Source organism: Desulfuromusa ferrireducens, from assembly GCF_055389805.1.
The window spans coordinates 603,973-625,365 of the sequence record NZ_AP042415.1 but is presented as its reverse complement, the minus strand read 5'-3'; the positions used below and the strand labels follow the sequence as shown (position 1 = coordinate 625,365).

General features: G+C 52.7%; 22 protein-coding genes. 8 read left to right on the top strand and 14 right to left on the bottom strand.

What is annotated here, in order from left to right:
* Nucleotides 1-2: 2 nt before the first annotated feature.
* On the top strand, nucleotides 3-77 hold the full coding sequence (locus tag ACZ5PT_RS02760) for a lipoprotein (protein WP_464266700.1): 75 nt from the start codon (nucleotides 3-5) through the stop codon (nucleotides 75-77).
* A gap of 6 nt (nucleotides 78-83) precedes the next feature.
* On the opposite strand, the gene ACZ5PT_RS02755 is transcribed toward ACZ5PT_RS02760, so the two are convergent.
* From ACZ5PT_RS02755 to ACZ5PT_RS02745, 3 genes are all read right to left on the bottom strand, one after another.
* Nucleotides 84-860, bottom strand: a complete 777-nt coding sequence (locus tag ACZ5PT_RS02755; RefSeq protein ID WP_464265284.1) for a PP2C family protein-serine/threonine phosphatase — start codon at nucleotides 858-860, stop codon at nucleotides 84-86.
* A gap of 22 nt (nucleotides 861-882) precedes the next feature.
* Nucleotides 883-1,383: a PP-loop family protein gene (locus tag ACZ5PT_RS02750; RefSeq protein ID WP_464265283.1), complete on the bottom strand. Its 501-nt coding sequence runs from the start codon at nucleotides 1,381-1,383 to the stop codon at nucleotides 883-885.
* Between the two features lie 83 nt (nucleotides 1,384-1,466).
* Nucleotides 1,467-1,610, bottom strand: coding sequence for a hypothetical protein (locus tag ACZ5PT_RS02745; protein WP_464265282.1), 144 nt, complete (start codon nucleotides 1,608-1,610; stop codon nucleotides 1,467-1,469).
* A 160-nt stretch (nucleotides 1,611-1,770) separates the two neighbouring features.
* Here ACZ5PT_RS02745 and ACZ5PT_RS02740 point away from each other — a divergent pair, with 160 nt between their 5' ends.
* A complete protein-coding gene (locus tag ACZ5PT_RS02740) occupies nucleotides 1,771-2,511 on the top strand; it encodes a lytic transglycosylase domain-containing protein (protein ID WP_464265281.1) in 741 nt (246 codons plus the stop codon).
* On the opposite strand, the gene ACZ5PT_RS02735 is transcribed toward ACZ5PT_RS02740, so the two are convergent.
* Both ACZ5PT_RS02735 and ACZ5PT_RS02730 read right to left on the bottom strand, forming a co-directional pair.
* Entirely contained in the window at nucleotides 2,508-3,215 is a 708-nt protein-coding gene (locus tag ACZ5PT_RS02735) for a PilZ domain-containing protein (protein ID WP_464265280.1), read from the bottom strand. The genes ACZ5PT_RS02740 and ACZ5PT_RS02735 overlap by 4 nt on opposite strands.
* Nucleotides 3,216-3,414: 199 nt before the next feature.
* Entirely contained in the window at nucleotides 3,415-3,717 is a 303-nt protein-coding gene (locus ACZ5PT_RS02730; protein WP_464265279.1) for a hypothetical protein, read from the bottom strand.
* 390 nt (nucleotides 3,718-4,107) lie between these two features.
* On the opposite strand from ACZ5PT_RS02730, the gene ACZ5PT_RS02725 reads away from it, so the two are divergent.
* Nucleotides 4,108-4,611: a type II secretion system protein gene (locus ACZ5PT_RS02725; protein ID WP_464265278.1), complete on the top strand. Its 504-nt coding sequence runs from the start codon at nucleotides 4,108-4,110 to the stop codon at nucleotides 4,609-4,611.
* 111 nt (nucleotides 4,612-4,722) lie between these two features.
* Here the strand turns inward: ACZ5PT_RS02725 and ACZ5PT_RS02720 are convergent, their stop codons facing one another.
* Genes ACZ5PT_RS02720 through ACZ5PT_RS02705 form a run of 4 tightly spaced genes read right to left on the bottom strand, consistent with a single transcriptional unit; the run spans nucleotide 4,723 to nucleotide 11,107 of the window.
* Entirely contained in the window at nucleotides 4,723-7,881 is a 3,159-nt protein-coding gene (locus ACZ5PT_RS02720) for an efflux RND transporter permease subunit (protein WP_464265277.1), read from the bottom strand.
* Entirely contained in the window at nucleotides 7,878-9,065 is a 1,188-nt protein-coding gene (locus tag ACZ5PT_RS02715; RefSeq protein ID WP_464265276.1) for an efflux RND transporter periplasmic adaptor subunit, read from the bottom strand. Before ACZ5PT_RS02715 ends, ACZ5PT_RS02720 begins: the two co-directional genes overlap by 4 nt.
* Nucleotides 9,066-10,478, bottom strand: coding sequence for an efflux transporter outer membrane subunit (locus tag ACZ5PT_RS02710; protein WP_464265275.1), 1,413 nt, complete (start codon nucleotides 10,476-10,478; stop codon nucleotides 9,066-9,068).
* Nucleotides 10,472-11,107 (bottom strand): TetR/AcrR family transcriptional regulator, encoded by a 636-nt coding sequence (locus tag ACZ5PT_RS02705; RefSeq protein ID WP_464265274.1) that lies wholly within the window; start codon nucleotides 11,105-11,107, stop codon nucleotides 10,472-10,474. The genes ACZ5PT_RS02710 and ACZ5PT_RS02705 overlap by 7 nt, the downstream gene beginning before the upstream one ends.
* A 394-nt stretch (nucleotides 11,108-11,501) precedes the next feature.
* On the opposite strand from ACZ5PT_RS02705, the gene ACZ5PT_RS02700 reads away from it, so the two are divergent.
* From ACZ5PT_RS02700 to ACZ5PT_RS02690, 3 genes are all read left to right on the top strand, one after another.
* Complete coding sequence (locus tag ACZ5PT_RS02700; protein WP_464265273.1) at nucleotides 11,502-11,840, top strand: P-II family nitrogen regulator; 339 nt, start codon at nucleotides 11,502-11,504, stop codon at nucleotides 11,838-11,840.
* Nucleotides 11,841-11,888: 48 nt separating this feature from the next.
* The gene (locus tag ACZ5PT_RS02695) at nucleotides 11,889-13,274 is read left to right on the top strand and encodes an ammonium transporter family protein (RefSeq protein ID WP_464265272.1); all 1,386 of its coding nucleotides are present in this window, start codon (nucleotides 11,889-11,891) and stop codon (nucleotides 13,272-13,274) included.
* Between the two features lie 581 nt (nucleotides 13,275-13,855).
* Nucleotides 13,856-15,781: a CHASE4 domain-containing protein gene (locus tag ACZ5PT_RS02690; RefSeq protein WP_464265271.1), complete on the top strand. Its 1,926-nt coding sequence runs from the start codon at nucleotides 13,856-13,858 to the stop codon at nucleotides 15,779-15,781.
* An 18-nt stretch (nucleotides 15,782-15,799) separates the two neighbouring features.
* Here ACZ5PT_RS02690 and ACZ5PT_RS02685 read toward each other — a convergent pair whose 3' ends face one another.
* Together ACZ5PT_RS02685 and ACZ5PT_RS02680 are read right to left on the bottom strand one after the other, a co-directional pair.
* Nucleotides 15,800-16,852 carry an AI-2E family transporter gene (locus ACZ5PT_RS02685; RefSeq protein ID WP_464265270.1) on the bottom strand — a complete coding sequence of 351 codons (1,053 nt, stop codon included), beginning with the start codon at nucleotides 16,850-16,852 and terminating at the stop codon, nucleotides 15,800-15,802.
* Between the two features lie 90 nt (nucleotides 16,853-16,942).
* Entirely contained in the window at nucleotides 16,943-17,365 is a 423-nt protein-coding gene (locus tag ACZ5PT_RS02680) for a hypothetical protein (protein WP_464265269.1), read from the bottom strand.
* A 156-nt stretch (nucleotides 17,366-17,521) separates the two neighbouring features.
* Here ACZ5PT_RS02680 and ACZ5PT_RS02675 point away from each other — a divergent pair, with 156 nt between their 5' ends.
* Nucleotides 17,522-17,929 carry a bacteriohemerythrin gene (locus ACZ5PT_RS02675; protein ID WP_464265268.1) on the top strand — a complete coding sequence of 136 codons (408 nt, stop codon included), beginning with the start codon at nucleotides 17,522-17,524 and terminating at the stop codon, nucleotides 17,927-17,929.
* Here the strand turns inward: ACZ5PT_RS02675 and msrB are convergent.
* Entirely contained in the window at nucleotides 17,926-18,363 is a 438-nt protein-coding gene (gene msrB / locus ACZ5PT_RS02670; protein WP_464265267.1) for a peptide-methionine (R)-S-oxide reductase MsrB, read from the bottom strand. The two genes, ACZ5PT_RS02675 and msrB, sit on opposite strands and share 4 nt — an antisense overlap.
* A 177-nt stretch (nucleotides 18,364-18,540) precedes the next feature.
* A complete protein-coding gene (locus ACZ5PT_RS02665) occupies nucleotides 18,541-19,752 on the bottom strand; it encodes an EAL and HDOD domain-containing protein (RefSeq protein WP_464265266.1) in 1,212 nt (403 codons plus the stop codon).
* A 205-nt stretch (nucleotides 19,753-19,957) separates the two neighbouring features.
* On the opposite strand from ACZ5PT_RS02665, the gene ACZ5PT_RS02660 reads away from it, so the two are divergent.
* Nucleotides 19,958-20,272 (top strand): c(7)-type cytochrome triheme domain-containing protein, encoded by a 315-nt coding sequence (locus ACZ5PT_RS02660; protein ID WP_464265265.1) that lies wholly within the window; start codon nucleotides 19,958-19,960, stop codon nucleotides 20,270-20,272.
* A 74-nt stretch (nucleotides 20,273-20,346) separates the two neighbouring features.
* Here the strand turns inward: ACZ5PT_RS02660 and ACZ5PT_RS02655 are convergent, their stop codons facing one another.
* Complete coding sequence (locus ACZ5PT_RS02655) at nucleotides 20,347-21,297, bottom strand: hypothetical protein (protein ID WP_464265264.1); 951 nt, start codon at nucleotides 21,295-21,297, stop codon at nucleotides 20,347-20,349.
* Between the last annotated feature and the right edge of the window lie 96 nt (nucleotides 21,298-21,393).

The window sequence follows — 21,393 nt, the reverse complement described above, 5'->3', positions numbered from 1 at the left end:
CCATGCAGCGGTGGATCTTTTTCCTGCTGATAGTTGTGGTGCTTGCCGGCTGCCCGCCCTGCGTTCCCTGCTTGTAGGGACGGTCAATAGGAAGAAAATGGTCGGTTGAAATCGAGGAGGATGGCGGTCATGTCGTCGCTGTTCTCCTGCTTTGCGCAGAAGTTATCGACTTGGCCGAAAAGTTCGTCGAGAACTTCGATATGATCCCCGGCCGCCTCTTGAAACTGCTGAATCAAGCGTGGTGTGCCGAACATTTCCCCGGCCGGGTTTCTGGCCTCGGTAATCCCGTCAGTACAGAGTAATAGCCGGTCCCCCGGATTGAGTTGGAAGCTGCAAAGTTCAATTTCCGGGTTTTCGAAGAACCCGAGTGGCGGACCACTGGTATAGAGTGTCTTCAGCTCTCCATTTTGTTTGGCCAGCGGTGGGGTATGACCACAATTGACGTAGTCCATTTGCAGGGTTCGGGGGTCGATGATGGCGAAGAACAGGGTGGTCGAAAAAAAGTGATCCAGTTTCCTGGTGCGCTGCGCGAAGGTAGCGAGAAAACGGTTTACCCCTGCGGCGATTTCATTGGGAGAGCATTCCCCGAGTGTTGAACGGTGAATATAGCCGTAGATGAGTGACATAATGACAGACGCATGAAAACCGTGTCCCGTGACGTCGCCAATAAATATGCTCAGGCATTGATCCGGCATAGTGATGAAGTCAAAATAATCGCCCCCCAGTTTACGGGCCATACGGTTTTTGACCCCGGTACAGCACCAACTGCAAACGGGTGAACTGGGCGGAAAAAGCAGTTGTTGCACCTGACAAGCAAGGTCGAGTTCTTCCTCAATAATCGATTTTCCCGGCTTATTCATCTTGCCTTCCCCACGGTTCCCTTCAGCTGTTTTCCTCCCGCCGCGACAAGCTCTGATCGAGGAGGTGGCTCGGGTGGACGTTTCCCAGAGAGCTGATCATGCTGTTGCGGATTTCCGGAATCTCTTTGGCGAGCGTTTCAATCAACTGTTTCATCTTCTGCCTTTTCTGATCTTCAACCCCAGCAACCGGACAAGAGCAGCAGATGATGGGGTAGTCGCATTGACGACTGTATTGAATAATATCAGACTCTTCAACATAGACCAGCGGCCTGATCAGGGTATGTTTCCCATTGTCAGCCAATATCTTGGGAGTCATTGTCGCCAGGGTGCCGGCATAAAACTGATTGAGCAGCGAGGTTTCGATAAAGTCGTCCAGATGATGACCCAGGGCCAGCTTGTTGCAGTCGAGTTGCTCAGCCTGAGCATAAAGCACGCCGCGCCGTAGTCGTGCGCAGAAGGCACAATAGGACGAACCGGGGCGGCGGAAGGGATAATGCCACTCACCATGTAGTGTGTCATCCACAACACTCTGTTATGTATGTTTTTTATGGTTGTAAGAAGAGATGAGGTATTATTCATGTGGCGGATGCGCAGGAAAATGGTGCTTTACAAATCAGTTACCGGATACAATTTGCCGCCGGAAACGCCGACGGCGATGCGGTCACCATTTTCAATGAGATTGAAATCGCCAATCGCTTTGCCAGTCAATTTTTTGATCCGTTGAAAGAGCTTGTCAGTTTTATTTGCCACCAGTCCTTCTCCCAAAGTGAAGTCGAGAAGCAGTTGTATTATGAATTGGCAAGTAAATGCAAGCCCTTGAGTTGTAAGGATTACTTGCCGGTTCGAATATTGCAGTTACTTTGAGAAGAAGTGTTTTTATCGTCTTTTTTGACACTGTAAGGGGCTGGTTATGAGTATTGACTTGCTAAAGAATGATTTAGCCGTTTCGCCACCGTCAGGACGAGCGTCAATCGGGCGCCGGTCAGTTGTCGGTGGACAGGACTTTGCGCAGATATTAACAGCTGAAACAAACCGGGGCGATCAAGCCGCAATGGCGGTGCAACAGGCATCAGAGATGCTTCGACTGGCCCAGCTGCAGTTGCTGCAGGGACTGTTTGTTGGTGATGAGGACGCCGCTAATAAATCAGATTTGTTTGAATCCCTTGGTTTGGACCCGAAGTCTGCTGCTACTGCGCGGGTTGGTCAAAATATAGACAACCTCTATGTTCGTTTGCAGCCGACCCTGCTGGAAACCGATAAAGGCAATCGTAACGATATTGAAGGCATGATCGAGCAGGTCGCTGAGAAGGTGAGTCTTGCTCCTGAATTGATTCGTTCTGTGGTTGCCACTGAGAGTAATTTTCAGCCAGATGCAGTTTCTTCCGCCGGTGCTCAAGGTTTGATGCAGTTGATGCCGGGAACCGCTGAAGAGCTTGGTGTGACCGATAGCTTCGATCCGCAGCAGAATCTGTTGGCCGGCAGCCGTTATCTGAAACAGCTGATCGATAAATATGCCGGCGACATCGATTCGGCCCTGGCGGCTTACAACTGGGGGCAGGGGAATGTCGATCGTAAGGGTTTAGCACAGATGCCACAGGAGACCCGTGATTATCTCACTAAGGTGAAGGGTTTATTGGGTGGTCGCGTTTAACTGGGGGGAGGCTCCTGTAGGGAGTTATAAATTTGCCCCGGATGTTCAAGCTGTAAGCGCTGCGATTCCGTTAGCGATTCAAAACTGACACCGATAGAGGGGATCGCCATCGCAGTTCCCCAACAGGTCCAGCGGCAAATTTTGACCTTGATCGGTGTCTGATCGTCAAATTCAATAAATCGCAGCCAGACATAAGTTGCAAGTTCCCATTGCTGCGTGGTCAACAGTGAACAGCCACCGAGGGAAATATTCAGCGTTGTTGAGCGCTCCACGTCAAGGCGTTGGAACTTATCATCGTAAGAAATCAGGGTGTTAAAGTGCAGCGGGAAGCGTTTGTGTTTGCGCAATTTTCGTGATTGAAAGGGCCGGCAATAGTCTTCGATGAAGCGGCTGAGTGACATTCCGGTGTTGCTGATGCTGCCGTAGTGCAGGCAGCGCAACTCTTGGCGGTTTTCGTCCCACTTCAGCCGGAGAACCGGGTAGCGATGCAATGATTCATGGGCGGCGGCTTTTTCCGTCCGATCGGCTTTAACCAGCGTTGCCATGTCGATCAGCAGCCCGTTATAGGACGTTTGTTTGAGTGCGTCAAAGAGCTCGCCCAGGCTGGTGACGGAATCGCACTCCACGCCGAGTTTTTTTACTTCCTTATGGTAGCGGTTGCGTAGCTCTTCATTGGCTGCCACCACAATGGTTCGTATTCCCATGAATGCTCTCCAGAAACCCCTCCGCGACACCCTACGAGTATATCTGTGAAATGAGTATTGTTCAATGTTTATGGAAGAGAGAGCAGGAAAAACGGCTGTCAGAGATATTCTGTCAGCCGCGGGTAATGGAAACTAAGGGGAGGCTGTTTTACGTTTTAGTTACCGATTGAAATGCCAATAAGGATTGATCGATCAATCCTCAGAGTGATGGAGTTATTCCCTGGTAATCGGCAATGTTGTCTTTCGTCTGTTGCAGAATAGCGACAAACTCTTTTAATCTTGAGGATCTGGTCGCATTGAAAAGGCAGGGTTGTGTCGAGAAGAACCACCGCTGACCATCCCAGAAAACATCACGATTTATCGGTTGGTTTGGGTCGGTCACCACTTCACATGCTCCAGAAAGAGAGAATCCGCCATAGATTTGCGAGATTACGCAGTCGGCCCCTTCGACAATAATTCTCTCTTTAAGTCCGATCTTTGGGTGATTTTGTTTGCTGATCATGGTGTTTTTCCTCCCCGTTTCGTTGCTAACAATGACCCACGCTTTGTCTGCACGGCCAAAGTACGAAGTCGACAAAACAATAGCCTCTGCAACTGTAGACAACGTATAGGTTTTTTTAGCAGAAATTGACATTTTAGTAAAGCTTGTTGATTTATCCCCTCGGGTAAAGATGATGGAGAAAGAACAGCATAATGTGATCGACCAGGGACGTTGCTGTTTGCGTCAGGGCGATGAGAATTCCCCAATGGTTTTGGGCTGTTCAGGTGGCGCTCTCGTTAAAATTGTTGACTCATGACCGGTAGGGCAGCAAACTGACTTTTTGATAGTGGTGACACTCTGGGAGTGGAGCCGATTGCTGCCTTCTACCTGTATTTGAGCCGAGATAAACTGATGAAACGATTCACTAACCAGCGCGGCGTCGCCCTGATGGGGGTTTTGGTCGCCGTGGTCATCCTTGGTCTGATGTCCAGTATTGCTGGCTCAAGTTGGACAACCATCATGCAGCGCGCCAGGGAGCAGGAACTGCTCTGGCGCGGCAACCAGTATCGTCAGGCGATAGAATCTTATTATACAATGGCCCACGGTGGGACACAGTCGATGCTCCCTTCTGATCTGGAGAGTTTGACCAAGGATCCACGCTCGGTCGCGACACTAAGGCATCTGCGTAAGCTCTTTTCCGATCCGATGACCGGAGAGGATTGGGTGCTGGTCAAAGATCCCGGGGGACGGATCAAAGGGGTGCGCAGCAGTAGCCCGCTGGAGCCATTTAAGCAGGATGGTTTTGCTGAAGAGAATAAGGATTTTGTCGGCAAGACAATGTACAACGAGTGGTTATTTGTTTTTGATGTCACCACGGTGGCGAAAAAAAAGACGGAGAGCGCAGAAAAAAAGTAATTCGCTACTAGCACGTGAAGGTCTCAGTGAGCCCATGCACGTGTTTTGTTCGTTGTCTGTGTTATGAAAAAGGGCCGTCCGTTTGGACGACCCTTTTTCCGCTCTGTGTTCTCACTCAATTTCCGGTTGCTGGTAGGCATGCTCTTCCTTCAGACCGAACAGCCGGCGAATATCTTCCAGTATTAGATACAGTGCCGGAATCAACAGCAGGATGATGCCTGTACCGAAGAGTATGCCGAAGCCGAGCGAGAGCGCCATCGGGATAAGGAATTTGGCCTGTACGCTGGTTTCCAGAATCATCGGCATCAGACCGAAAAAAGTTGTCAGTGAGGTCAGCACGATCGGTCGAAAACGGCGCGTGCCGGCGGCAACAATCGATTCGTACATGGGCATTCCGTCGCGACGGTTACGGTTGGCTTTATCAATCAACAGCAGCGAATCGTTGACCACCACCCCGGAGAGGGCGACTAGGCCGAACAGACTGAGCAGGCTCAGGTTGTAGCCCATGATGATATGACCGAGCACTGCGCCGATCATGCCGAAAGGGATCGCCGCCATGATCAATAGCGGTTGACTGTAGCTGCGGAAGGGGATCGCCAGCAGAATGTAGATCGCCACCAGCGCCAGCTTGAAGCCGCCGAGCATGCTGCCCAGAGAATCTTTACGTTCCTTCTCTTCCCCTTCCATGTCCCAGGATAGCCCCGGATAGTCAGCCACCAGTTGCGGTAGCAGCTCCTGTTTCAGCACCCCGATAATTTCCTGCGCATTGGCGCGTTCGGCATCGACCGTCGCTGAGACGTTGATCACCCGTTTGCGGTCGGTGCGGTTTATCTCTGAAAAGCCGTAGCCTTCAATTACCTCGGCCGCCTGCAACAGCGGAATTTGCTTTCCTCCGGGAGTGTGGATGCGCATCGTTTCCAAGTTCCACAGCTCGCGTCGGTCGGCTTCGGGGTAACGGACCATGACCTTGATTTCGTTGCGGCCGCGCTGCAGACGTAAGGCTTCAGCACCGTGATAGGCAGCGCGTATCTGCCGACCCAGGTCGGCTTCGGTAATGCCGAGCGTGCGAGCGGCCGGTTTCAGTTTAAATTTGATTTCCTGCTTGCCGCGCGCGTAGGTATCTTCAATATCACTGACTCCCTGGTACTCGGTCAGGGTGGCGCGAATCCGCTCAGAGGCCTGCTCCAGTGCGGCGAAATCCTTGTGGGCCAAAAGAACATCGATATTGGCACCCATGCGAACCAGGTTAGAGCGGAAAGTCATGGAGTCGACGCCAGGGATCTCACCGATTTTTTTTCGCCAGAGGGCGGAAATCTCGGTCGCCGGGATATTGCGTTGTTCGCTTTCGGTCAGGTACATGGCGATATTGCTCAGGTGGGTCGCGGTGACACTGCGTCCGCCGCCAGGGCCACCGCCGGGGATATTGCCGCCGACCACCGAATACATATTGCGCAGAATACTGTCCCCTGCGGGGCGGTTGGCGTCATAGTCGGCGACAGTTTCCAGGCCCTTTGCCAGGGCCAGTTCGGTCACCCGGGCGGTCTCTGCGACCGGGACGCCGCGGTTCATCTGGATCGCCACGGTGATGCGGTCGCCGTCAACCTCTGGCATAAAGCTGAATTTGATCAATCCGCTTTTAACCACGCCGAAGCAAAGCAGCAGCATGCAGATGCCGACGGCCAGAGAGGCATAGCGAAAACGCAGGTTAAAGTGCAGCATCCGCAGATAGGGACCGTTGATAAACCTTTCCATGGCCGCGCCGAACCAGCGGCGAACGTTATCGATCCGGCCGAGCAGACCGCCGTTGGTTGGCCGCGCTTTGCCGCCGCTTAAGTGGGCGGGTAGCACCAGCAGCGATTCAAGCAGCGAGGTCAGCAACAGGGTGATGACGATGACCGGGATAACACTGATGAATTTGCCCATCATGCCGCTGACGAAGATCAACGGCAAAAAAGCCGCAACCGTGGTGAGAATCGAAAAGGTGACCGGAACCGCAACTTCCAACGCGCCGTCGATCGCTGCCTGGCGATAGGGTTTGCCCTGCTGGCGGTGGGAAAAAATGTTCTCGCCGACGACAATCGCATCATCGACCAGAATCCCCAAGGCGAGGATGAAGGCAAACAGGGAGATCATATTGATCGACACGCCGATCCAGGGCATGACAAACAGGGTACCGAAAAAAGAGATCGGAATGCCGAGCATGACCCAGGCCGCCAAGCGGAGTTCCAGAAATAGGCCGAGAATGATGATCACCAGCAACAATCCGAGCATGGCGTTTTTTTGCAGCAGGCTCATGCGGCTGTTAAATATTTCCGTGGTATCGTTCCAGATGGCCAGTTGCAGACTGTCGGGAAGGTTTTGCTGTTTTGCCTCGACGTAGGCGAGAATCTGTGCGGAAATTTCGGTCGGCTTCTGCTCACCGATACGGAATACCTTGACCATCGCCGCCGCTTTGCCATCGAAGCGGCCGTAGGTTTCGCCGTCGGCAAACCCGTCGACGACGTTAGCGATCTCTCCGAGTCTCACCTGTGAGCCGTCAGCCTGGCTGATGATGGCAATATCGGCGTATTCCGGCCCCCAGTAACGGCGCTCTTTGGTGCGCAACAGAATCTCACCGCCAGTGGTTTTGATCGTACCAGCCGGCAGATCGAGGGATGCTGCGCGGATGCGACTGGCAACTTGTTCGAGGGTCAGATTGTAGCGGCGCAGGTTCTCTTCTGGAACCTCAATGGTGATCTCCAGCGGGCGCACCCCGCTCAGATCGACCTGGGTTATATTCGGCAGCTCCAGCAGTTCATCGCGAATCACCTCTGCCTGATCGCGAAGCACCTTTTCCGTCGCATCGCCGTAGACCACCACTGAAACCACTTCGCGGCGATTGGAGAGCTTGCTGACGATCGGTTTCTCGGCGTCTGCGGGGAAGGTGGTGATGCGATCGATCTCACTCTTAATATCGGTCAAAACCTCATCGACATCGGAGTAAACTTCGGCGATGACCGAACCGGAACCCTCGTTGGCGGTCGATTTCATCTGCTTGATGCCATCAACCGCAGTCAGGCTTTCCTCTATCTTGAGGATAATGCCTTCTTCCACTTCCTCCGGCCCGGCTCCGGGGTAAGGCACCGACACCGAGATCCGATCGAGAGAGACCTCGGGGAAAATTTCCTGTTTGATACTCGGCCCCATCAGCAGGCCACCGAGAATCAGTGCCAGCATCAGCAGGTTGGCGGCCACATGGTTTCTGGCCATCCATTTGACGGCGCTGTTCATGGGGTCTGCTCCTGCAGAATCGGCCGTAACAGCAGACCGTCGGCGGCACCGGACAGGGTCGTCATGATCAGTTTATCCCCGGCGGCCAGCCCCCGGTCAATCAGCAACGTCTGCTGTTCACGGCGCAGGATGTTGACCGCTCGCAAGCTCAGTCGATTGTCTTGGTCGGCAATCCAAACCTGCCCTCCAGAACGCAGTGCATCGCGCGGGATACGGATAATCTGCTCCAGCTGTGCACCCAAAAACTCAACTTCTACGAACTGTCCGTTGAGCAGAGCGCTCTTTTTCTCACCATTTTGCAGGCGGTACGGATCGTCAATGCTCACCACCACCGTCGCCATACGGCTGCTGGCATCGATCTCACCGAGGCTGCGCGTGACGCGACCTTGCCAGTACGGCTCTGCTTGGTCAGGAATCCTGATGATGGCTGTCGAACCGGCTTCGCTGTTTGTCCCGGCCGGGATGCTCAGCCAAGCGAGTTCGCCTACCGGCAGGGGCGCTTGTATTTCTGCGCGATCGGTGCCGGCAAAGGTGCCGATGCTGGTGCCGGCGCGCAGGTACTGACCAAGGTCGACCTGCTCCTGGCGGATGCGACCATTGTAGGGGGCGCTAAGTTCGGTACGCTGCAGATTCAGTTGAGCCTGTTTTAGGTTGGCATTGGCAGCTGCCAGGTTGGCCTGCTCCTGCAGCAGCTGGATTTCACGGGTGACCAGCGGACCGGGTTCACCTTTGTCGGTCAGTTCCATCCGCTGCCACTCCTGCTGCGCGACCAATGCCCGCTCCTGTTCTGTACGCAGTGCAACCTCGGCACGGGCGATCTCGGCGCGGGCTTTTTCCACCGCCAATTGATAATCGCTGGCTTCAACCTTCAGTAAGAGGTTGCCGGATTGAAAGAGGCCACCACTGACAAACTGCGGTGCAAGCCAGACCACCTTGCCGCTGACCTCTGGCACCAGTGAGATTTCCTGTTCGGCATTGACCGTGCCGGTGGTATGAACCTTGATCTGCTGGGTTTCGGCCCGCAGTTCTATCACATCGACCAGTACCCCAAGCTGTGGCGGTTTTTGCCGTTGCGGCACTTTTTTCATTTTGTTCAATGCCACAAATCCGCCGACGCCGAGCAGCAGGATTAACAGCGGCAGGATGATTTTAACAGCGGTGCCGGATTTCTTGTCTTCGGTCATCTATTTATCCCCAGCTTCTTCAAGGTCTTGTTGTTGTCGGGCTAATTCTTCTGCCATCCAGCTACCGCCGAGAGCGCGGGCCAGGGTAATGCGATTGCTCAGCCATTGGCGCTGACCGGAAATGTTCTGGCTGGATATCTCCAGATAACGGATTTCACTGGAGAGCAGATCCTGACTGTTGATAAGGCCGTGGCGATAATTGTCGAGGGAGTGCAACCGCTCCTGCTGGCTGGCCTGCAGTTGCTCCTGCAGCCATTGTTGGCGCAAGGCGCTGTTCTGATCGGCAATCAGGGCACTTTCCACTTCCTGTACGGCGGTCAGGATGGTTTGCTGATATTTGGCGACCTGTTCGTTGCGGACCGCTTGTTGACGGTCACTTTCTGCGCGCCGCCGGCCGCCGTCAAAGAGCGGCTGTGTCAAACCGAGGGCCAATGTCCAGAAGGTGCCTTCGATGTCCCCCCGCGCCAATTGGCTCGCCGAGTAATAGGCGGTAGCACTCAAGTCGATGGACGGCAGGCGATCCGCGAGCGCCGCTGCAAGCTCTTTATCCGCCGCCTGCAGGTTGGCGAGGGCGGCGGTCACATCCGGCCGCTGTGTCAGCAAGCTCGCCGGCAAGCCTGCGGCAACGGCTGAGGTCAGTTTCGGTAAGCTGTCAAGCGCTGTCAGCTGCTTCTGTGGAAAGCGGCCTAACAGTAAGGCGATACTGTTCTCCGCTTTTGCCACGCCGGTGCGATATTGCGGACGCAGGGCTTCGGCGCGGGCTAGATTTTGTCGCGCCTGGTAGAGCTCTCGGGCGGTTGCGAGTCCACTTTTGTAGCGATTTTCGATCGTCGTGATCAGCTCTTGGTAGTGGCCGATTTGTCCTTCTACCAGACGCAACTGAGCGCGTTGCTCAGCGGCACTGAAATATTGTTCCGCCAGTTGCGCCGAGAGACTCAGCAGTAGCGCCTGGGTTTCCAGAGTGCCCGCAGTGCTGCGTAATTTGGCGGCCGAGGCCTTGTCGTGTAGCCGGTTCCAGAGATCGACCTCGTAACTGGCGGCCAGCGCGGCCCGCTCGGTGGATGCGTAGGTTGAGCTGTTACTGGCGGGGGATTTATCCCGGCTGAGCGAACCACTTAAGGTCAGCATCGGCCAGAGGCTGGCCCCGTTGCTGCGTTGCAGCGCATCCAGCTGTTCCAATCGGTACAGGGCCTGGCGCAAATCGAGATTGTCAGCCAACATCTGTTGCTGCAGTTGGTTGAGCTGCGGCTGGGCAAAAGACTCCCACCAGCGTTGCGGTAGCTTGATGGCTGCTGCTGTCTGCTGGGAACTATATGTTTCCGGCAGTTGCGGCGGTGCTGTTTCCGGCTGGGAAAAGGGACTGCAGGCCGAGAGTAACAGCAGCAGAATGATGCTGGCAGAACGACTTAACATGGTGCCTCCAGCCCGGAGGCGACAAAGCTGACGAGTTCATCGACCAGTTGCTTGTCGGTCAACGGTTCTGTGAGGCCGGGGAACAGTGCGTTGGGGCGCGAACTACCACACATCACATGGCTCATCGATCCCATGGTGAACTGCAATCTGGCCATCAAAATGTTTGTCGGTAGTTCCGGCAGCGCCAGCTGCAGGGCGTCGTAAAGTTGTTTGAAAAGCGAGGCGACCTGGCTGATGAAGTAGTTACGGACCGTTTCGTCCGGTTCGCTCAGTGAGCGGCCGACCAGGGCAATGAAATCCTTGGCCCCGGGGCCGGAGTTACGAAAATCGAGCGTCGGCTCAATAAATGCGCGTAACAGCTCCGCGGCTGCCGGGGGGACGCCGTTGACCGCCGCACCGGCAAGGACCAGCTCAATCTTTTTTTCGCGGATGTCGTTTAATGGCAGTAACCGTCTGTTGATGACGACTTGCAGCAGACCTTCTTTGGAACCGAAATGGTAATTGACGGCCGCCAGGTTGACGTTGGCCTGTTCCGTCAGTCCGCGCAGTGAGGTCATGTGGAAGCCATCGCGAGCAAAGAGCTGCTCCGCGGCGTTTAAAATTCTACTTTTGGTGTCTGTTTGTGACATTGCGTATCCTCTTCGAGAGTTATGGGTTTAATTTAAACACTCGTTTGAAACGCATGTCAACCGCTTCTGGAATTTTTTATTCTGCGCCATTTTATTCTGCACAGTGGCTGCGCAGTTGCCCTATTTGATGCTTAAAAAAAGGGCATCGATTTGCGGTTCTTGTATTTTGGTCTATATAAATCAGCTAGTTATAGACTTGGCACGTGCCCTGCTATAAAGAAATCCGTGTTACGAAATTGAGCGTGACACGAAAATTTTGAATTGATCAGTCGACGAAACAACGCTGTTTCGCATTGATGACTGCTTAAAGGGCAATGGCGCTCTTAACTTCGGAGGATATGGAGTTAAGAGCGCCTTTTTATTTTTTATCTCTCTAACAAAGGAGATCAGGCGAATGAGAAAAATCGAATGCATCATCAAGCCATTCAAGTTGGACGACGTCAAGTCGGCCCTGTGTGATCTGGGCATTAACGGTATGACCGTCAGTGAGGTTCGTGGTTTCGGTCGGCAAAAGGGCCACACCGAGCTCTATCGCGGCGCCGAGTACCAGATCGATTTTATCCCCAAGGTTAAGCTTGAGTTGGTGGTATCCGCTGCTCAGGTTGATGAGGTCGTTGCTGCCGTGCAACGTGAAGCTTGTACCGGTCGCATCGGTGACGGCAAAATTTTTGTCACCCCGGTTGACCAAGCTGTCCGGATCCGCACTGGCGAAACCGGTAACGATTCCCTCTAATTCCTTCAACGACTGATTGAACAGTAGACAATAAAGGAGATTAACCCGATGAATAAATTGACCTCTATCCTCGTTGCCGGTTTGCTGCTTGGCCTGCCTTCCCTGTCGCTGGCTGAAGATGCACCCATTTCGGAACTGTCCTACGTCCTCAATTCCTTCTCCTTTTTGGTGATGGGAATTCTGGTTATGTGGATGGCTGCCGGTTTCGGTATGCTCGAAGCTGGTCTGGTGCGCGGCAAGAACGTGGCCACCATCTGCCTGAAGAACATCTCGCTGTTCGGTATCGCCGGTATCCTCTTTTACCTCACCGGTTACAATCTGATGTATGCCGGGGTTGACGGCGGTTTCATCGGTTCTTTCGGCCCCTGGGCTGCTGATGATGCGGCTGCTCTGGCGGGTGATTTTTCTGCCGGCTACTCGGCCAGTTCCGACTGGTTTTTCCAGATGGTCTTTTGTGGCGCTGCCTGTTCGGTGGTTTCCGGTTGTGTGGCCGAGCGGATCAAACTCTGGTCGTTCCTTGCTTTCTGTGTGGTCCTCTGCGGTATCATCTATCCGATCCAGGGCTCCTGGGGCTGGGGCGGCGGTTGGTTGTCGGAAATGGGTTTTGCTGATTACGCCGGCTCGACCATCGTTCATTCGGTCGGCGGCTGGGCTGCTCTGACCGGCGCCATTATCCTCGGCGCACGTAAAGGCAAGTACGGTAAAGACGGTCGCGTCAATCCGCTCCCAGGGTCCAATATCCCGATGGCGACCTTGGGTACCTTCATCCTCTGGATGGGTTGGTATGGATTTAACGGTGGTTCGGTGCTGGCCCTCGGCGATGCCGCTTCGGTTATCGAGATGGGCAATGTCATTGCAAATACTAACCTGGCTGCATGTGGCGGAATGATCGCTGCGATGATTATGGTTCAGGTCCTGTACAAAAAAGTTGATGTCACCATGGGCCTCAACGGCGCACTGGCTGGTTTGGTTTCGATTACTGCCGGTCCGGCAACACCATCGCTCGGCGCTGCGGTCCTGATTGGTGCTGTCGGTGGTGTGTTGGTTGTTCTCGCTGTTCCACTTTTCGACAAACTGAAGATTGATGACGTTGTTGGTGCGCTATCGGTTCATTTGGTCTGTGGTATATGGGGAACCATGGCAGTCCCTTTGACTGATGATGGCGCCAGCTTTGTGACCCAGTTCATCGGTGTGGCAGCAACCGGTGCCTTCGTCGTCGTCGCCAGTTCGATCGTCTGGTTGGCTCTTAAATACACCGTCGGTATCCGCGTTAGCGAAGAAGAAGAAATGATCGGCTGTGATATGAGCGAGATTGGGATGGAAGCTTACCCCGATTTTCAAACGGTCAGCATCGGTGGCGGCAGCGGAGTACTCTCTAGTTATAGTGCTGCCTCAATGGCAGCCAAGGCAACCCAGCCAGCCAAGCAGAGCTGAAATTGATTGATTCACACAGACTGGCAGCCCATCGGGGGCTGCCAGTTTTTTTTAACAAAACATTATATTGAGTAAAGCTGGAGGGCTGAAAAAGAAATATCTGCCACTGCTTCAATCGGCCATTCTTTCGACCTGCAGGAAGGGTTGTCGCTGAGTCTCGGCGCTCTGGCCAGTTATTCCGATAATGAAACCTTCAGCGATCTGTACAATGCCGAGTTCAGCGCTGGAATTGATTACACGATCATCGAGTAGGTGACGCTGAGCCCGGCAATGGTTTATTCAACGCCGATCAGTGACGACGCTGACGATGCCATTAATGACTCATTTATGGTAGGGCTGACCTTGACTCTCAGCTTCTGATCTCCCTACATACGCAAGTCAATAAAGGCCGCTACCCGGCAAATGGGTAGCGGCCTTTTGCGTTGTCGAACGGCGTAAGGTGATAATTTTGTTGCTTTGTTGGCTGGATGTTGTTTCAGTGTTGCTATCGTCCCTGGTTTTATGTGAATTAAAACTTGGGCAGGGGAGGTTTGTTTCTGTAAACCGCAGTATTTCATGTTGTGGCACGAAGGAGGTCATGCTTGGCAAGGTTGTTTCAGAGGCGATTGATACTTGTTGTCCTGACATCGCTGCTGATTTTAAATGCAGCTGTTCTTGGCGGTAGCCGACTGATACTGCTTGACAGTTACCTGCAGATTGAGCGGCAGGCTGTTGAGGCAAATCTGCTCCGCGTTGCCAATGCCGTGCGCAATGAATCTGAGGCCCTCGGGACCTTGTGCGCCGATTGGGGCACTTGGGATGATACCTATGCCTTTGTAGCAAATATCAGTCCGGATTATATCTCCTCAAATCTGGTTGATATGACGCTGGTCGATTTAAGTCTTAATGCCTTACTGATTTTTGATGCGCAAGGGACGTTAGTGTTCGGCAAGGGAATGGATCTTGTGGAGGAAACTCCCCTTCCTCCACCGTCACAACTGCTGACCTATTTCAAGCAGCGAACAGCGTTCTGGCCGCCACAAAAAAATGTTAGCCGTCAAGATGGGTTGTTGACCTTTTCCGGTCGGCCGCTGTTGCTCTCCTTTCGACCCATTCTGACCAGTCTGGGAGAAGGCCCAGCCCGGGGGATTGTGGTGATGGCACGTTGGTTTGACGCCGCGGTGATTGAGCAGTTGGCCGAGCAAACAGCCCTAAAGCTTAGCCTTCAGCCATTGACCGGACAGCGGGTTGAGGCTGATCAGGTGGTGTCGATTCAAGTGACGGCTGCTGAGACGGAGAATATCCACGGAGAGGTCCTGCTGCACGACATCGAAGGCGCCCCCGCTTTTCATTTGGCCATCGACATGGAACGGAAGCTCTTCAAACAGGGGCAGAATACCGTTGCCTATTTTCAACTCAGTTTCTTTTTGGTCAGTATTGGCTTTGGCGTGCTGCTTTATTTTCTGCTGATTGTTTCTCGAACCAGGCGCGCCGCCGCCGAAAAGAGATTTCGTCAGGTTTTTGAAAATGCCACGGACGGTCTTTTTGTGGTGGAAAAACCTGATCAGCTTGCTTTTGTCAATCCAGCGGCGAAAAGAATACTCGGTGGAGTCGTTGATCGGCAGCAGGCGGAGCAGGTCTGTTTTGCACACCCCGAGTTGTCTGATTTAATCACTGCGGGGTTGGCCGGGAAAATCTCTGGTCCAGTGGATGTGTCGATATCCGGTCCGGTGGAGAGTCACTTACGCGCCTATATGGCACCGTTGTTGGCCGAAGATGGCAAGCACCATGGAGCTATTGCAACCTTGCAGGATACGACGCGCGAAAAAGAACTTGAGCGCTTAAAGAATGAATTTGTCGCTGCTGCGGCCCACGAGCTGAATACCCCTTTGTCGATTATTATCGGCTATACCGATCTTTTATTAAGTGGCGAGCATACTGACGCAGAAGAATTACTGGAATTCTATAATCTGATTAACGAAAAATCCCACGCGTTAGAAAAAATTGTCGACGATTTACTCCATCTTGGCAAGGTTGAGTCTGGGCGGGAGATCTTTTTAGATGTGGCACCCTATGATTTGTCCGCTAGCATTCGGCAGATCGTCGTTGCTTTCGAGAAGAAAACAGTGCAGCACCACTTTAATATCAATCTTCCGGAAGAACATCTTATCGTTATCGCTGATCGCCACCGTCTTGGACAGGTCTTTGATAATCTGCTCAGCAACGCCATCAAATACTCTCCGGATGGCGGCGTTATCAGTGTTTGTGCAGTCAAGACCGAAGGTGAGTTGTTAATCAGTGTGGCTGACCAGGGTGTTGGGTTGACTGAGGAACAGGTGGCACAGGTGTTCGAAAAGTTTTATCGGGTCGATAATTCATCGACCGCTGTCCGCGGATTGGGACTTGGCTTGAACATTACCAGGAATATTCTTGAAGCGCATGGTGGGCGGATCTGGCTCGAGAGTGTTCCGGGCGCGGGGACGCGTTTTTATTTCACCCTGCCTGATGATCTGAACGGTCATTGCTGATAGCACAAACTGCTGTACTTAATCTTTGGTTGTGACCTGCTGCGGGATATCCGAGCCGAGCAGAATCGCCAGCCAGTTGGTGGAATCATTCACTTCCAGGGCGATTTTAACGATCATCGTCAGCGGGACCGACAGCAGCATCCCGACCGGTCCGAGTACCCACCCCCAGAAGACCAAAGACAGAAAGACCACCAGTGACGAAAGCCCCAGTTTGCGGCCCATCAGTTTCGGCTCGACAGCATTGCCCATCACGACATTGATGCTCAGATAGATTGCGGCGACGATTAGCGCCTGTCCAAGCCCCAGTTGGACCACGGCCAGCAACACGGCTGGAACCGCGGCGATAATCGAGCCAATATTGGGAACATAGTTTAGCAAAAAGGCGATCAGTCCCCACAGCAGTGGGTAGTCAAGTCCGAGCAGGAACAGGCCGAGGGCGACCGTTGCTCCGGTGGCCAGACTGACAAGGGTTTTGATGGCCAGATACTGGCGCACGCCGTTGACGAATTTTTCAAATGAGGCCAGGGAGGAATCGGCGTTGGGTAACGCCGCCTGAAGCTTGGCCGGCATTCCGGCCGCCTCGAAGAGGATGAAGATGACCGTCAGTAGGATCAGAAAAGAGTTGGTCAGTACCCCTCCTGCTTTGGCCAGCATGCTGGCCGCAGACTGCATGACGGCACCAGGATCGAAGTGGTCGAGGAGGATTTCTTTGGAAATCTGAATGCCGAATTTATCGAGATAGCTGACTAACTGGAGTGTTTGACCGCGCAGTTTCTGCTGATAGACCGGAATCTCTCGGGTGAAGTCATTAACCGAGGTGCCGATCAGGGTGACGACCAGCAAGCCGGCCAGCATCACCGTACCAATAACCAGCAGCAAGGCCAGTGACGGCGGAACTTTGCGTTGTTGTAGCCAGTGAAAGGGGCCGGCGCAGATGATGGCGATAAAAATTGCCAGTAAAAAGGGGACCAGCAAGGCTGAGGCGGTTTTTACCCCGGCGATGATGATGACCAGCGCAGCCAGGGTGATAAGTAAACCCGTCGAGTTTTTCGGCAGATTGAGGCTTGACATGTAGGTCCGACCTTAGCGTTTGAGTGTCTGTTGTAAGCTTCGCAGACATCTAAACAGCAAGAGCCGGGACTTGTCAATCTTCAGGAGTGGTCATTTGAGTTTGCAGCGCAGCATTTTGACGTCGGATTCGAATTGGACTTCCATTTTGTTCGGTCGGATGCAGTTGACGACCTGGCCAAGACCGAAGCTTGGATGCATGATCAGCATGTCGATTTTCATCGGCGTATTCATGCTGTAGGGCACCGGCTCTTGTTGGCGGGCTTTGTCCTGCAGTTCTTCCCAGCTGCGCTGGGCTTTGGTTGCGGTGCGTGGTTTTGCTGCTGCAGTTTTTCGCACAGCAGGCGCTTTTTTCTTGGTTTCCGCGCGGTAGTTGTGAGTACTGCCACAGATGTTACATTGCACTTTAACGACTTTTTCGCCGACCATTGCCACAATCGTATGATTGGTGGTGTCTTTGCATTTTGTGCATTTGGAAGCGATATAGTCGCCAGCGGATAGAACTTTTGTGGTCATACAAACTCCTTGAAGAAAGGGGAGCATTTTTACCCCGTGAGCGTTGGACTGTCAATCACCGAAAGATTAAAAGATTCAATGAAGCCTTGTACTCTCGCGGTCAGGCGATTATCTTGAATGAACTTCAAATTTCAACCCGTAAGAAGGGGCAATTAAATGCCGATAATCACCTGGGAAAAGGAATTCAGTGTAGGCGTTGCTGAGATAGATGGCCATCATAAGCAGCTTATTAGCATGATCAATGAACTCTATTTCGCGATGAGTCAGGACCGTGGGCAGGCTCTGGTGAACAACATTATTCACGAAATGCTCGATTACGCAAAAATGCACTTTGCCGCCGAAGAGGCCCATATGCATCAGTGTGAGTATTTGGGGGCGTTGCAACACCATCGTGAGCATGAAAAATTTATCAAAAAAGCTGAAGAGTTTTTTAACCGCACACAAGAAGGAGCGTTTGTCCTCTCGTTTGAGGTGATTCAGTTTCTTTCCGACTGGTTGAAAAGCCACATTCTGGAAACCGATATGAAGTATGCACCGCTTTTCAAGGAGAAGGAGTTGCGTTAGCTACCCACGATGCCGACCCTCTCCCTGCTAGATTGATTGTCCTCCCCGATAAATTTCAGCGCAGCTGAATTGATGCAGTAGCGCAGCCCGGTTGGATGCGGCCCGTCGTTAAAAAGATGGCCCAGGTGGGCGTCACAACGAGCGCATACGGTCTCGGTTCGAGCCATGAAATGACTTCGATCTTCCAGGCAGGCAATATTTTCCTTGGCAACCGGTTGGGAAAAACTTGGCCAGCCACTGCCCGAGTCAAATTTGCTGTTCGAATGAAACAGCTCCAGCCCACAGCAGACACATAGATAACGGCCTGCGTTATGGTTGTCGCAGTAGCGGCCACTGAAGGCGCGCTCGGTTCCCGCTTCACGTGTTATGTGGTATTCTTCCTGGTTGAGTCGCTTGCGCCATTGTTCTTCAGAGAAAAACACTTTATCGGTCATCAGATCAGCACCCTGCTAAGGTTTCGCGGTCTTTTTTTTATAACGCTTGAGGATAATGCTAACACAGAGTGGCTGACGAAAGGCAAGGGGGGCGCTTCGATTGTCGATGGAGAGGGTTGTGAGCGCGTGTTGGATAGGGGGCGGCTCGTAACGTAACAAAGTGCCGTTTAGCCGTGTTTAGATGGCGTATATTTCATGTGCCCACTTGATGGCATCCATGTAGGCTTCATTCAGTGGTTTTTCGTTGATATTCAATTCTTCTGACAGAGCCGCAACCTGATCCCAGTCACCTTTTTCGATGGCGACGATCATCTCCAGTATCGTACGCATGGTGCCCGCAGTGCCGACCAGTGCTTCCTGAATATCTTCTTCTACAGTGATCTCTTGCAGAATTTCATCAATCGGGCGCGACATGATGACATCTAAAAGAGAGAACAGCCCCATCAAGAAAAGGTCTGAACCGCGCCCTGGCAATCCACAAGGGTCCGCCAGATGCTCGCAGAATTTGGCTCGTACCAGTGAATTGACAACCAGTTCGGCTGGCTTGTCATCGGCCATGGCCGAGATGGAAAGCAGGGAAATCCAGGAACGGATTTCGCGGATGCCAAGCAGCGACAGCGCCTGCAGGATATTGGTGACCTTGTGACGCAAGCCGAAGGCAGCAGAGTTGATCAGTTTCAACAGCTTGTAGGAGAGGGAAACTTCAGCCTGAATGGTTTTGGCCAATTTTTTGAATTCGATATCTTCAGCGTGGATATCTTTTAAAATACGTAAATACTGCAGTTTGTTGGTTGGGATGTCCTTGCGTGAAATGATCACTGGTCGACTAAAGAAGTAGCCCTGAAACAGTTGGTAGCCCATCTCTTTGGCTTGCTCGTAGACCTCGTGGGTTTCAACTTTCTCCGCCAGCATGCGGATGCCGCGCGGGATCATCATCTTGGCCAGCCGTCTTTGCTCGTCAACATCGCTTTCGAGAAAATCGACCTTGATGATGTCGGCAATCTCAAGGAGTGGCTCGTAGTTGTCGTGGTAGACAAAATCATCCAGGGCCAGTATGTATCCCTGTTGTTTCAGTCGCCGGCAGGCTCCAATGACTTCCTCATCCGGGATGACATCTTCCAAGACCTCGACCACTGCCTGATGTTTTGGCAGGACGGTCATAAAATCGTTAACCAGAACCTTGCGGGTACAGTTGATAAAAACCTTAGCCCCGCCACTCATCTCATTGAGCCCGAATAGCAGGCTACTGTTGGCGATTACGCTGGCCGCGGCCTGATCTTGGTCGGCGGCATCAAAGTAATTATGCAGGCCGGAGCGGAACAGGAGTTCGTAGGCGTAGACATTCCCTTTTTGGTCGAAAATCGGTTGACGGGCAATAAAATGTTCCAAGGGGATGCTCCAAAAGATATCTTGATTCGCCGGTTAAACCCTGCTTCGCAGAAAGTATACAATACCTCATTATGCCTATTTGCAAAAGAAATTAATCTTCTAATCGCTCCTGGGAGTTGACGGCTCTTGCGAGGTAAGATAACTTATTTAGTGACATTTACAGTGATTTATTTTGTAACTCCTCTAACAACCATAGGTGGGTCTGATGAAAAAAATTCTCTTGTTATTGGCTGTCGTGGCTATTTGTGCTGTAACCGCTGCTGTTGCTGTCCCTCCAGGGAAAACGCTCGATTTCTCCAGCAGCTCGATGGGCAAGGTGACGTTCTCCGGGCAGATTCATAAAGATGCCGGGGTCAAGTGTATGGAATGTCACAACAAAGAGATGTTCCCGAAGATGAAGCAGGGAACGGTTTCGATCACCATGGATCAAATTTACGCAGGCAAGCTCTGTGGAGTCTGTCACAATGGTCAGCGGGCTTTTGAGGCCAAGGCAAACTGTAATCGCTGTCACGTAAAATAACAGCTGTAGAAAAAGCATCTAGTCAAAAAGAGTCGCTGCCACGGATTGTGCAGCGGCTCTTTTTTGTTTCTCGTTTAACGCAATTTCAGGCTTGTTACACGTTGTTGTGGGTTTAGGGATAAGGTCAGATCTGCACGTTGCGGAAGTTCCTGCAGTTGATGTTTGGTCAGGCGTTCGTAGTGCATGATAAAGCGGTGCAAGGCGACCTCGCCCATCACCCCGACACCACTGTCTTTAGCGGCGAGTTGTTGTTCCTGTCGTTTGCGCCAGTGGTAGACCATCTCCCAGTCCGGGATCTTCAGCATCATCAGCAGGTCCAGTTGGCTGAATAATTGCCGGTAGGGGCCGTCGAGTTGTTTATTGACGTAGCGCCGCCAGAGTCCAGCGCCGTCCTCCTTTGTTTCGAGACGGTTGATTGGTTGGCGCAGCTCTTCTTCCGTCTGGGGTGTTGCTCCGACACACCAGCCCTCAAACAGAATCAGGTCGATCTCTCCATTGATCGATTCCCATTCATTTGCTGGCAAGCGATCATCGGTAGCCTTACTAAAGCGCGGCATCTCGATGGTTCCTTCTGCTGGGTTATTTTTCAGCCGAGTGAACAACTCCATTCCCAGTGGAACATCATGGGTCCCCGGGACTCCGCGGGTGGTCAACAGCGGGTGGATGTTTTGCGCCAACTGCTGGCGTTCCCGTTTGGGAAGATAGAGATCATCAATCGAGACAATGCAGGTGCGACAGCTAAAGGCCGCTTCGAGAATCCATTTCAGCAGATTACAGAGCGTCGACTTGCCGCTGCCCTGAGAGCCGTTGAGGCCGACCAGCAATGGACCGTTGGCAGGCCGCTGCTGGTTCAGCCAAGCGGCCAGCGGCAGAAAGAGTCGCGAAAGTTCGCTGTTCAGTTCTACTGGGAGCTGATTAAGAACCAGCTGTCCGGCAAAGGTTGGTTTTAGCAGTTGCAGCAGCTCGGCATGCTCGCTCTCTGAAAGGGGCAGATCAGCGGCAGGCCAAAGTGTACTTTCGTCCATATCTCCCTCTTTTATGATGATGACTGTTTGAGTTAAGACTAGCGTGTATAAATGAAGTCGACAAGCGGTGAATTGTTTAGATAACGGGGATTTATC